Origin of the sequence: Asaia astilbis JCM 15831 (assembly GCF_000613845.1) — a bacterium.
Taxonomy (GTDB): domain Bacteria; phylum Pseudomonadota; class Alphaproteobacteria; order Acetobacterales; family Acetobacteraceae; genus Asaia; species Asaia astilbis.
On the sequence record NZ_BAJT01000005.1, the window covers coordinates 111321 to 123593 of the forward strand.

The following is a 12273-nucleotide window of genomic DNA, read 5'->3' on the forward strand; positions in this document are numbered from 1 at the left end:
AGTCGGTCAGTCCTTTTTCTCGGTTTCCGCTGCTGTCTGAGGGGTGTAGCGGAACGGGAGAGGGACTTCCGGGATTCCTTCTTCCGGGATCTTGGGCGGCGGAGAGGGGGCAAATCGATTGACGAGCCAGTCGCGAAGGTCGTCCTTGAATTTTACGAGGAATATCGACGCCCATAAGCCGAGAGCAAGGAAGACAAGACTGATATTCATGATCGACATTTCTTGTCCCCCTTCGCTGCGACCCGACCGACACTCCGGCTGTTCTTGCGTCATTTAGGCGGGACCGGATCGGAAATGCAAACCGCCTCTCGCCAGTGCTGACGAGATGGTTTAAGAGCGACCTGACATTACGACGCCTGTCCAAGAGCCTGACCATCAGGTTGATTTTGAACGGCCCTCGCCAAAAGCGGGGGTATGAAGCAGATATCAGGATGGAATTGATTACTGTGCGCGACCGAACGAACGAAGCCTGATGACACTCCCGGACCCCTTGACCGAACCGACCGCCTCTCTCGACGATACCCATCCCCGCCCGCGCTCGGCTCTGGATGCCGATGCGGTGCGTGCGGCGTATCGTCGCTGGGCGAAGGTCTATGACTCCGTCTTCGGCGGTATTTCCGCCTTCGGCAGGCGTCGCGCCGTCGCTGCGGTGAACGCCCTGCCAGGGCAGCGCGTCCTTGAAGTAGGCGTTGGCACCGGACTGGCTCTGCCGCATTACAACCGCGACAAGCACATCACCGGGATCGATCTCTCCGAGGCGATGCTGGAGCGTGCGCGTCAGCGCGTCATCAGCCAGCAGCTTGGCAATGTCGATGATCTGCTTGAAATGGATGCTGAAGCGACAAGCTTCGAGACCGGAAGTTTCGACATTGCCGTCGCCATGTTCGTCGCGTCTGTGGTGCCCAGCCCCCGTCGTCTGCTGGGTGAACTCAAGCGCGTCGTCAAACCGGGCGGGCATATCCTGTTCGTGAACCATTTTCTGGCCACGGGCGGTGTTCGCCTTGTTGTCGAACGTGGCATGGCACGCGCTTCGCGCTCGCTCGGCTGGCATCCTGATTTTGCAATTGAATCTTTGCTGCCTCCCGAAGATCTGCGTGTTGCGTCTATCGTTCCTGTGCCGCCGGCAGGGCTGTTTACGCTCGTGACATTGCCGCTCGACGGGACTAAATAAAGACGAGATGGCCCTGGTTGCCTGACACATACGTGCCCGACACTTGAAACCAGACTGGCCTTGATTACGGGGTCCCGCGAAGCGCTGCGTTGGTGGGACCTTCAGGACTGTATGAGGAACCGGGCTTGTTGAATCGATCGATCACGGGACGCTCCCACGGCCAGAAGCTTCAGGCAGATGGCGCCGCCTTTCTGGGTCTGTCCCTTGTTTGCGGCCTTGCAGGTGGTTTTCTGGGAGCGATTTCTCCGGCTCTCAGCCCTTTTCATGCTTTGAGCCACGGGCTCCTTCTGGACCTGTACGTTCTTATCCCGGCATTTCTGGGTGGGATGGGGCGTCTGGTCCTTCCCGGTGAGCTGACGACGACACCGAGTCTGATGGCGCGGTTCGATCGTTTTGCCTTCCTCTCCCTGCTCCTTGGCGCCTTCTTCGCGGTTTCAGGGGCCTGGGAGCCGCGCGTGTTCATCGGATCTCTCGCGCTCTGGTGCGCTGGCACGACCCTTCTTGCGCTCTCAACCATCGTCAAATGTCTCGAGTGCCGCGTCGTTCGGTTTCGGGATCTCTCCCCGTTTACCTGGTCGCAGCTCCTCGCTTCACTCGGCCTGATCGTTGTGACACCCGTCCTTCTGGCTGGTCTGGTTCATGATCTTGCTGCGGGTCATGCAAGCTTTTCCACGGTGCAGTATTGGCTCGGCAGGATCCAGATTCCCGTTCTGGCCCTTGTGATCCAGCTCGCTCTGGGCGCGATTGCCAATCTGGTGTCGTTCCATTCGACACGTCTCAAGATTTCCTTGCCGCTGTTCCTCGCAGTTCCCAGCCTCGGGGTCCCGGTGGTCTGGGCCCATGGCATCACCGTGCCGGGTCTCGATGACGCATGGGTGCTCGCTCTGGGCGTGGCACTCCCGAGTTCCGGTGTCATGGCGATGATCTGTGCGGCGCTCTGGCGTCGTCACTACGAATTGACTGCAGCGCTCTCCTGGAGCTTCCCGGCGTTGCTTCTGCTCTCGGCAGGCTGGGTGCTGAGCCTGTTTCCCGTCCATCCGGCGGCCTTTCATTCGGCAATGCTGTTTGGCGCCGTCTTCGCCCTGTTTGGCTGCTATTACCGCTGGCAGGAGCAGTTTCCTGCGCTCGCCGTGCCTCATTGGCTGGGACGGGTCCATCTTGTCGCGATGGGGGTTTCCGTCCTTGCCATGATGCCCTTTCTGCCGCTGCTGCGTTATGGCGGTGAGTTCGGGATGATTGTCTCGCTTTTCTGCGTCGCGGTGCTGGGAGCAAGGATGCTCGCCCCGAGGCAGGTTGCTGCCTCTGAGGCTGTCGCGAAAGCCGATTTCTCATGAGTGCCTCCCAGTCTTTGCCGGTGGCTGAAAGTCGTTTCGACAAGGAAGAGGGGGCGACACTCAAGGACTGGCTGGCGCTTCTCAAGCCCCGCGTCATTTCGCTGGTCGTCTTTACCGGTGTGGCTGGGATGGCTGTCGCACCGCAATGGCCGTCCGTGCCTCTGGGTCTCATCGATATGCTGTGTATCTGTGTTGGGGCCGGCGCAGCGGGCGCCATCAATATGTGGTACGATCGCGATATCGACGCGATCATGAAGCGCACGTCGGTTCGTCCTATTCCTGACTCGCGCATGGATGCCGACGGTGCTCTGATCTACGGCATTGTCCTATCTGTGGCGTCGGTTGCGCTGCTCTGGCTGGCGAGCAATGCGCTGGCGGCTGGCATTCTGGCGTTTTCGATCTTCTTTTACGCTGTCATCTATACGATGTGGCTTAAGCGCAGCACGCCCCAGAATATCGTTATCGGGGGGGCTGCTGGTGCGTTTCCCCCCATGATCGGCTGGGCTGCTGCGACAGGCTCAATGAGCGTTTTGCCGGTTGTCATGTTTGCGATCGTCTTCCTGTGGACGCCGCCTCATTTCTGGTCGCTCTCGCTCTACGCGTGTAAGGACTACACCAAGGCGGGCATTCCGATGCTGCCTGTGGTCAAAGGGGCGCGCCACACGCGCTGGAATATCTTCGTTTACACGCTGATCTTGCTGGCGGTCTCGCTCGTTCCGTCTTTCCTGAATTTGTGCAGCAAGACCTACACGATTAGCGCCACGGTGCTCGGGCTCGGTTTTGTGGGTTTTGCCTTGCGTGTCCTGTTCGACCGTCAGGATGAAACGGGCGTGAGCCTTACCGCCGATAAGCCTGCGCGTCATGCGTTTCGCTATTCGCTGGCCTACCTGTTCTTTCTGTTTTCCGCCCTGCTGATCGACCGGGTGCTCTTCGCATGAAGAAGGGACTTGCCTTGACTCGACGTCAGGAGCGCATCCTTGGCCTGCTGGGAGGACTCTCCCTCGTCATGGTCTCGCTGTTTGCCCTGACGTATCTGCGCCTCTAGAACGCGGCTCAGACGAGGGCCCCTCGCATCTTCAAGGTGATGGGGTGTGAGGGACGTTCGCCGATATGCGTCTGGGAGCTGATCAGAACGTGCCCCGTTGCGGCATTTCTCGCTAAAATGACCGTGCGACGTTCGAATGAGGACGAGAGGCGCTATCGATGTGGCGGCTGGTCGGGTTTGACACGGCCATAAGCTTGCGACGAGTGGTCTGGAGAGGGGCTATCGCGTCATGCGGCGAAGCGCCTTCCTAAAACCGGACATGAACAGCTCGTCTGAGAGTGCCTACCTTGCCGTTTTGCTGTTTTGAAGGAGAGCCCAGATGGCCTCTCCTTCAAATGCGTTCTCAGCCGACCTGCTGGATCGCAGAGAGGATCCAGTTGCCACGGCCATCGGCCCGGACATAGGTCCAGAGTTCCGTCACGACCTGACGTTCCGTCTTGCTTCCATCGATGACATTACCAAAGGAGTCCGTGGTGACGTCATAGAGCGAGTACTGCATGGCGACAGTCGCATAGGTCATGGAACCTTCGCGCCAGGCTTCCGAGAGATCGCCGCGCATGAACTGCACGTCGGAGACGATATTGCGTGCGCCACGGCTCGCATAATCGGCCAGCTGCTCGTTGAAATACGAGACCATCTCAGGCGTGGCCATGCTCGACAGGGCCCGCATGTTCTGCGCGCTCCAGGCGGCCTGAATATCCTGCAAAAGCTGCTGGAAATTCTGATAGTCGTTATTGTTCAGCGTGACATTGGCTGTCCCGGCACCACCCGAAAAAGCGGGGGGCTGATTGGAGGCCGATCCGCCATTACGGCGATTGCCGAGCCAGCGCAGAACCATCACGATGATAAAACCGAAAATTGCGATCTGGAACAGAAACCCGATAAACGAGGTGAATCCGCCGCCCATGCCGCCAAAGAAGCCGTGTCCCGACAGCATGCCGAAGAGACCGGCACCGAGCAGGCCACCAGCGAAGCCGGTCAGGAAGGGACGGCGCTGGGCGAAGCTGGAAGGCTGATTCATCGGGCGGGAGAAGGGCGCGTTCATCCCAGGCGACGGAGAGCTAGGCGCATAGCTGCGTTCCATCGGACGCGCCTGATACGGGGCCGTCTGCGTCATGGGAGGCGGTGAATAGGTACGGCTCCCACGGCTTCCCATGGAACGCCCGCCGCCTGGCCGGGCATCGGCAGGCGAAGCCAGAAGCGGGGCCAAAGCCAGAAGCAGCAGAGAGGCACGAATAAGGGGGCGGGACATGAAAACTCCTTGTAAGGGCGTCACCAGTTCAGACGGTGGCATCTGAGCGAAGGGTGGCTCAGCTTCCTGCAACGCTCATTGTGTCAATTCTGAGTGTCGGTGCATCAACGCCGTGACGGTATTCGAGATCATCTGCCGCACGCAAAGAAGCGAACATATCGATCAGATTACCGGCAATGGTCAGTTCGGCTACGGGCTCGGCCAGCTCGCCGTTGCGGATCATGAAGCCGGATGCGCCTCGGCTGTAGTCACCTGTAAGGCCGTTGATCGACGATCCCATCATCTCGGTGACATAGATCCCCTCGGAGATATCGGAGAGGAGCGCCTCGCGCGAGCCGATGCCACCCGTGAGGAAGAAATTGCTGACCGAAGGGGAGGGCGGTCCGCCGACGCCGCGTGAGGCGCGGCCGTTATTGCTCAGATTAAGCTGCTTTGCAGAGCGGCTATCCAGAATCCAGTCCTGCAACACACCTTCCTGAACGAACGCAAACGGGGACGGCAGAAAGCCTTCAGCGTCGAAAGGCTTCGAGCGCAGGCCGCGACGACGGGTGGGGTCGTCGATCACGCTGAGGGCTGCGGGAAGGATGCGCTTGCCTTTGTGCGCGGAGAGGAACGACGTGCCCCGTGCGATGGAGGCCCCGTTGATCGCTCCCGCCAGATGGCCCAGCAGACTCCCTGACACGCGGCGATCGAACACAACCGGGAAGGTGCCGGTACGGGGTTTGACGGGGTTCATGCGGGCAAGGACGCGCTCCGCAGCTTCTCGACCGAGGCTTTCGGCACTCTCGAGATCGGAGAGGTGGCGTGCAGAATGGCCCGCATAATCGCGCTGCATCGTCGGGCCATCGCCCGCCAGCACGCTGATCCCGTGGCTGTGGCTGGTCTGGGTATAATGGCCGGAAAAACCACTGCTCTCGGCGAGAGCGATATCGACCTTGCCATAGCTGGCAGAGGCGCCGTTGCTGTTGGTGATGCCTGGAAAGGCGAGGGCGATCTCTTCTGCCTCGCGGGCGCGCTGCAACAGGGTCTCGAGGCTTGGCGCCGTGTCAGGATCGACCAGATCGAGCGCCGCGATATCGTAGATCCCCTGTCTGGCGGGATCGACCTGACTGGTAAAGGCGTCTTCTGGCACGACATGCGCCATGGCAACAGCCTGTTCCGCGAGCGCAGCAAAGCGGCTGGGTTCGAGCGCTGTGGCCGAGACACTGGCGGCACGGTTACCGATAAAGACGCGCAGACCGAGCTGGATGGTTTCCGAATGTTCGAGCCCTTCAGGCACGCCGCGACGACACATGGCCGAAACCGACCGCGAGGCGACAAAAAGGGCGTCGGCCCGATCCGCTCCAGCGCGCTTCGCCGCTTCGATCAGTTGAGTGAGGCGTTCCTGATCCTTGCTCATGCAACAAGCCTCTGGCTGATGGCGTCGAAAGACGGAATGGAGCCGACAGGCCCGATCGTGGCCAGCGTCGGGCGGGCACGGAACAGGGTCTCTGCGGCGCGGATCATGGCAGCCTCATCGACAGCCTCGATCTTGGCGACGGTTTCGCTCGTATCGATGATGCGCCCGAAAAGCTGCATCTGCCGGGCGATCTGCTCGCAGCGACTTCCGGTGCTCTCAAGGGACATCAGCAGAGACGATTTCACCTGAGCGCGCGCACGGGCGATCTCCTCAGCGCTGATCCCGTCGGAAATGCGACGAAGTTCGTCGAGGAGGACCGGCACGAGTTCGGCTGCTTCCTGCTCGCCCGTTCCTGCATAGATGCCAAACAGCCCGCTATCGAGGAAGGGCAGGGCGAAGGAATAGACCGAGTAGACCAGCCCGCGCTTTTCCCGGATTTCCTGAAACAGGCGCGAGGACATGCCGCCGCCGAGCACGGTCGAGAGCAGCATGACTGCGTGATAGGCCGGGTCGTTATAGCTCACCGAAGGAAAGCCGAGCACGAGATGAGCCTGATCGAGCTCACGGGATTCGCGATGCTCTCCCCCGAGATAGGTGCAGCCCGAACGCGCAGGAGGCTGATGGTCCGGCAGATCGCGGAAATGCTCCTGCACCAGATCGAGCACCTGATCGTGATGCAGATTGCCCGCAGCGGCAATCACCATATTGCGTGTCGTATAATGCGTCTGCATGTAGCGCATCATGGTGTCGCGCTTCATCGAGGCGATGAGAGACTCTGTGCCAAGCGTGGGGCGGCCCATGGGCTGGTCGCGAAACGCCGTTTCCTGAAAATTGTCGAAAATGATGTCGTCAGGCGTGTCGTTGGCCTGACCGATCTCCTGCAGGATGACCCCGCGCTCACGCTCAACTTCCTGCTCAAGAAAAGTGCTGTGCGTCAGGATATCGCCGATGATATCGACGCCGAGCGGCAGATCTTCCTTGAGCAGCTTGACGTAATAGGCCGTCTGCTCGCGTGCCGTGTAGGCGTTGATATGGCCGCCGACATTCTCGATTTCTTCGGCAATGCGCGCGGCACTGCGGCGCTGCGTGCCCTTGAAGGCCATATGCTCGAGAAAATGCGAGACGCCGTTCTCTTCAGCGCTTTCATTGCGGGTTCCCGTGGCGACATAGGCACCGAACGAAACGGTTTCGACGCGCTCCATTCTCTCGGTGACGACGGTAAGGCCGTTGGGCAGTGTGGTGACGGTGATCGGATCTGTCATCGAGTGGTGATGGTCCTGAGAACTTAAGAATAAGGGCTGACGCAGACATGGCGCGTCGAGGGGAGGAATCCTAGCCCCCTCGCGCATTCCAGATGGGGTCAGCGTGTGTGCTTATGGTTGCTGACGTGACGTCGCACCGCGTCTTCAATGATGTTCAGCTCATTGGGAAGCGTGTCATAACGCTCTTCGCGCGAGAACAGATCGGCAAGATGCGGGGGCAGAGCCGGATCTATACCCGTCGCCTTGCGCACGGCATCGGGGAATTTTGCCGGATGGGCGGTGGCCGCAACAATCATTGGAACGCCCGGTTCCTGTCCCTTTCGCCCTGCGGCGAGGCCAATCGCCGTATGCGGGTCGGCGAGATAGCCAGACCGGTCATGCAGGGCTTTCATCTCGGCGAGCGTTGCCTCGTCATCGAGCATGAGTGCGCCGAAGCGTTCATTGGCCCGTGTCCACACAGCCTGATCGACCGTCATGCGTCCCGTCTGACGGAAGGTGAGCATCGTGTCACGGCAGGCTTGCGGGTCACGACCGAGCAGTTCGAAAAGCAGGCGCTCGAAATTCGAGGACACCTGAATATCCATCGAAGGCGAAAGGCTCGGTTCGACAGCGCGCATGCTCATGTCGTTGCTGGTCAGGAATCGTGTCAGAATGTCATTGCGGTTCGACCCGATGCAGAGGCGATGCACGGGGAGCCCCATCTGGCTGGTCGCCCAGGCAGCAAGCACATTGCCGAAATTGCCGGTCGGGACAGCGAACGAGATTTCGCGGTCCGGCGCACCCATCAGCAGGGCAGCGCGCACGTAATAGGGAATCTGAGCCGCAATACGTGCCCAGTTGATCGAATTGACGGCCGAGAGGGTGACCTCGTCGCGGAACGGCGTGTCGGCAAACATCGCCTTGACCAGATCCTGGCAGTCATCGAACGTGCCTTCGACGGCGATGTTGAGGATGTTGCCTTCCTTGACCGTCGTCATCTGGCGACGCTGCACGTCGGATGTGCGCCCCATGGGATGAAGGATCGCCACGGTGAGGTGCGGGCTGCCCCGGAAGGCTTCGATGGCGGCAGACCCCGTATCGCCCGAGGTTGCGCCCACGATCGTGACCCTCTGGTTGCGCTCGGTCAGCACGTGCTCGAAGAGCTGACCCAGGAGCTGCATCGCCATGTCCTTGAAGGCAAGGGTCGGGCCGTGGAAGAGCTCCATTGAGAACAGGCCGTTTTCGACTTCGACGACCGGAGCGATGGCCGCGTGAGAGAACCCGGCATAGGCCTTGGCGCAAAGACGCTGAAGGGTCGGCAGGTCGATGCTGCCTTGCGTGAAGACCGAAAGGATCTTCGCCGAGAGCTCGGGGTAGGAGAGGCTGCGCATCTCGCGCCACTCATCGGGCGTGAACTGCGGCCAGCTCTGCGGCATGTACAGCCCGCCATCTTCAGCCAGACCGGCGAGCAGAATGTCTGAGAAAGAGCGCGGCTGCGCGTCGCCGCGTGTGGAGCTGTACTGCATGATCGCTTCATGATTCAGGGTCGTGAGAGAAGAAAACGGGCGGCAAGAGGGCCATGGTTTCAGGGCAGGTCGATACGCAGCAGGGTATGTCCTGCGGGGATGTAGAGTTGCCCCGATGCGTCATCTGCGCCCTGCGGTTTCACCCAGCCGGGAAGACCTGCCTGGATGAGTTGAGGTGACGAGATCAGGATGTGTGGCAGGCGCTGCGCGTCGAAGCTCAACACCCGGCCATTTTCGATATCCGTCAGATAAAGCGTCGCCTTGTCGTCGATTGTCACCCCGCCCACGGTGGGGGTGCCGCGCCATTGGGTAACGCCTTCCATCATCTCGGATGGTGTCACTTCAGGATCTGTCAGCAGGTCGGTCGAAAGGCGAAAGATCGGGCCGGTCGGTGTCAGCTCATACAGCCATTTGCCATTCGCCTCGAGGGCGAGGAAAGCAATATCGCGCGTCAGGGGATGCCCACCGGGGCCTGAGATCACTTTATGGTCGATCACAAGAGGCGCATGGCCGCGCGAGGTCGGATACCCTGCGAAAAAGCGCATGGCCTGATGCTTGCGAGATCGAATACTGTAAGCGAAACGCCGCCTTCGTCAGCGAGATACGCCGTCTGTCCGTGGACAACGAGGCTCGTAAACCGGCTCGTCTTCGTCACGCCTTCGGAAGGAAGCGGATACTCAGCCAGAACCTTGCCGGAGAGCGGCTCGAGGTGAATCAGACGGGGCGGGAACGCGCCGCTTGCCTGATCAATGAGCCATAATCCGCCCCGGTCGTCGGTGGACAGGGCGGTCGGGGCGAAGCTGGTTGCACCACGTTCGCCTGTATCAATGCCGGACCAATCAGGAAGGAGAGGGACGGTTTCACTCGCGCCCGGTACCAATCTGGCCAGAAAGGGCGTGTCGTCTCCAGCACTCTGCTCTCGCAGAAGAATGACGCTTCGATCTGCCAGCGGCACCGCCTGCCGCCAGACAGCCTTGCCGGGAAGGGCAATGGTCTGGGCGATATGCGCTGCGGGCTTGTCGGCAAGCCACGGGCGCTCATGGGCGGCTTGCGCCGGGGCAGCGTGACCGAGAACGGCCAAGGCTACGGCGACAATCAAGGAGCGTCCCGCGCTGCGGTGCAGGGTAAGAGGAAAAGCGACCATGCTTCCTTGTAAGCCCATTGAGACCCCGTGCAAGATTGACGAAGGACCCAGACGCTGTTTTTGAACAGGATGACGGTTTTCATCAGCGGGATTTCCCCGCTGCAGCGCGTTTCTTGAACAAGGCTCCTCATGCTTGCGCTTATTCTCAAATCCGCCCTGTCCGGCATCATGATCGCGCTCGCCTCGACCTTGGCGCGCCGCTATCCGGGTTTTGGTGCCCTGATTGCCTCCCTGCCGCTTGTTTCGGTTCTGGGGATGATCTGGCTTTGGATCGACAAGCCGGATCCCGCCAATATGGCCGATCATGCAGGGGCGACGTTCTGGTATGTTCTGCCTTCCCTGCCGATGTTTCTGCTCATTCCGGCGTTGCTGCGACACGGTGTCGGTTTCTGGCCTGCGCTCGCGGCGGGCTGCGTCCTGACGATTGTGCTCTATCTCGGCGTCACCTGGATCGGACCGCGTTTCGGTCTCGTGCTCTGATCCTGCTACGAGGTTGTAAGCCCGGTCTCGACCCGTCATGATTGGGTCATGAGTTCTTATACGTCGCGTATCGACACGGCCCTTGCCTATCTCGCAGGAGGGGACTCCGTTCGTTCCGAGAGCCTCTTTCGGGCCGTGCTGGCTGAGGCGCCGGATTATGCGGCTGCGTGGCACGGTCTGGCCTGTGTGGCCCGTCACACCGGGCAACCCCGTCTCGCGATCGCCTCGGTTGCTCATGCGCTCGGTCTGACATCGCGTGACGACGAGAAGGCGCAGTTTCATCTCACTCTTGCGGCGGCTCTCGATGAGGCGGGGCATCTGAAAGAGGCGCTCGCAGCGTGCCAGATCACGATTCTGCTCGAACCACGCGATTTCAGGGCAAAAACGTTCAAATCGGAGCTGCTTTATCGAGCCGGGAGACCTGAAGAGGCGTCCCAGCTTTTCCGTGAAGCTGTTGCGCTTGCCTCTGACCCGATCCCGCTGCTGCTGCGTCAGGGGACATTCTTGATGGAACAGCGTCGTTTTGCCGATGCTATTCGGGTTTTCACCGATCTCGTTCGCCACTGTCCCGACAATGCGCAGGCTTTGGCCAATCTCGGTGCTGCCTGTTTCGAGCACGGAGAGATGAAGGAGGCTCAGACAAGCCTGCACAAAGCGCTCTCCCTGGGCGCGCCCAGTGCTGCCACACTCAGTAATTATGGGCTCGTCTGTCAGGCATTGGGTGAGTTTGCTCTGGCTCTCTCCGCATTCGATCAGGCTCTTGCACTTCAGCCGGATGATCCTGTCCTGCGTGTCAATCGGGCAACGCTCCTCACCGAGATTGGCAGACAGCGTGAAGCCGAAACGGTCTTCCGGGCTGTCATGCAGGAGAGTGGCGCTGTTTCAGACAAGGCGCGTTTCAATCTCTCCATGCTGGAGCTTGCACGAGGGGATTACGTGCAAGGCTGGGCCAATTTCGAGGCCCGTGGCGTCGTTTTGGGACTGTCATCTGCATTACCTCTGTGGGATGGCAGTGCGACCGAGACCCCGGTGCGTATCGAGGCGGAGCAGGGATTGGGCGATATGATCCAGTTCCTGCGTTTCCTTCCTCAGGCAGCGGCGCGTGCACCGCTCGTTCTGGCTTTGCCCGACGACGTGATCGCGCTTCTCGCATTCATGCCTGCCTTGAAGCCTCATCTGGCATCTGGTCAAGTAAGGGTCGAGGGCGAGGCTGCGTTGTCCTGCTCTTTGCTCAGCCTGCCGCACAGGCTCGGCATCACAAGTCGATCCTGCTCCCTATCTCGACTTCGGGATCGCGACCCAACCCGGTCATATCGGGATCTACCACGCAGGCAGGGCGACCTACCGTTTCGATACGAGACGTTCTCTTTCACGCATGCAGATCGCGCCTCTTGAGGCTGTTCCCGGTCTGATTTTCGTGAATTTGCAGCAGGGCGAAGCATCGCCCGATATGCTGCAGGGCGTGGGCGAAACTCTGCTCGAGACAGCAAAGGCGATGGCAGGGTGCGAGCTGGTGATTGGGGTCGACACAATGCTGGCGCATCTCGCTGGCGCCAGTGGCACGGCCTTCTGGCTTTTGGACCGCGAGGGTGGCGACTGGCGCTGGCAGGGGCCGCAATGGTACGCGACAACCCGTATGTTCAGACCGGAGGGGCTCAGGACACCTGCTGAGGCCTGGCCA

12 protein-coding genes are annotated in these 12273 nt (G+C 60.5%); 5 read left to right on the plus strand and 7 right to left on the minus strand.

Features of this window, described 5'->3' with window-relative positions; genetic code table 11:
• Positions 1-6 precede the first annotated feature (6 nt).
• Positions 7-210 carry a hypothetical protein gene (locus JCM15831_RS05220; protein WP_156938751.1) on the minus strand — a complete coding sequence of 68 codons (204 nt, stop codon included), beginning with the start codon at positions 208-210 and terminating at the stop codon, positions 7-9.
• Positions 211-472: 262 nt separating this feature from the next.
• Here JCM15831_RS05220 and JCM15831_RS05225 point away from each other — a divergent pair, with 262 nt between their 5' ends.
• The 3 genes from JCM15831_RS05225 (at position 473) to JCM15831_RS05235 (ending at position 3443) form a co-directional block, all read left to right on the plus strand.
• On the plus strand, positions 473-1171 hold the full coding sequence (locus JCM15831_RS05225) for a class I SAM-dependent methyltransferase (RefSeq protein WP_025823255.1): 699 nt from the start codon (positions 473-475) through the stop codon (positions 1169-1171).
• 125 nt (positions 1172-1296) lie between these two features.
• A complete protein-coding gene (locus JCM15831_RS05230; RefSeq protein ID WP_025823257.1) occupies positions 1297-2505 on the plus strand; it encodes a heme-copper oxidase family protein in 1209 nt (402 codons plus the stop codon).
• Positions 2502-3443, plus strand: coding sequence for a heme o synthase (locus tag JCM15831_RS05235; protein WP_025823259.1), 942 nt, complete (start codon positions 2502-2504; stop codon positions 3441-3443). The genes JCM15831_RS05230 and JCM15831_RS05235 overlap by 4 nt, the downstream gene beginning before the upstream one ends.
• Before the next feature lie 450 nt (positions 3444-3893).
• Here JCM15831_RS05235 and JCM15831_RS05245 read toward each other — a convergent pair whose 3' ends face one another.
• The 6 genes from JCM15831_RS05245 to JCM15831_RS05270 form a co-directional block, all read right to left on the minus strand.
• A complete protein-coding gene (locus JCM15831_RS05245) occupies positions 3894-4802 on the minus strand; it encodes a Tim44 domain-containing protein (RefSeq protein WP_025823261.1) in 909 nt (302 codons plus the stop codon).
• A 58-nt stretch (positions 4803-4860) separates the two neighbouring features.
• Positions 4861-6201 (minus strand): TldD/PmbA family protein, encoded by a 1341-nt coding sequence (locus JCM15831_RS05250; protein WP_025823263.1) that lies wholly within the window; start codon positions 6199-6201, stop codon positions 4861-4863.
• On the minus strand, positions 6198-7463 hold the full coding sequence (locus JCM15831_RS05255) for a M16 family metallopeptidase (RefSeq protein ID WP_025823265.1): 1266 nt from the start codon (positions 7461-7463) through the stop codon (positions 6198-6200). Before JCM15831_RS05255 ends, JCM15831_RS05250 begins: the two co-directional genes overlap by 4 nt.
• A gap of 98 nt (positions 7464-7561) precedes the next feature.
• Positions 7562-8968: a threonine synthase gene (thrC, locus tag JCM15831_RS05260; RefSeq protein WP_025823267.1), complete on the minus strand. Its 1407-nt coding sequence runs from the start codon at positions 8966-8968 to the stop codon at positions 7562-7564.
• Positions 8969-9027: 59 nt separating this feature from the next.
• Complete coding sequence (locus JCM15831_RS05265) at positions 9028-9513, minus strand: NHL repeat-containing protein (RefSeq protein WP_025823269.1); 486 nt, start codon at positions 9511-9513, stop codon at positions 9028-9030.
• A complete protein-coding gene (locus tag JCM15831_RS05270; protein ID WP_025823270.1) occupies positions 9462-10112 on the minus strand; it encodes an NHL repeat-containing protein in 651 nt (216 codons plus the stop codon). Before JCM15831_RS05270 ends, JCM15831_RS05265 begins: the two co-directional genes overlap by 52 nt.
• 129 nt (positions 10113-10241) lie before the next feature.
• Here JCM15831_RS05270 and JCM15831_RS05275 point away from each other — a divergent pair, with 129 nt between their 5' ends.
• The gene (locus tag JCM15831_RS05275; protein WP_025823272.1) at positions 10242-10592 is read left to right on the plus strand and encodes a DUF3147 family protein; all 351 of its coding nucleotides are present in this window, start codon (positions 10242-10244) and stop codon (positions 10590-10592) included.
• Between the two features lie 48 nt (positions 10593-10640).
• On the plus strand, positions 10641-11987 hold the full coding sequence (locus tag JCM15831_RS16830; RefSeq protein ID WP_051528330.1) for a tetratricopeptide repeat protein: 1347 nt from the start codon (positions 10641-10643) through the stop codon (positions 11985-11987).
• The last annotated feature ends 286 nt before the right edge of the window (positions 11988-12273 follow it).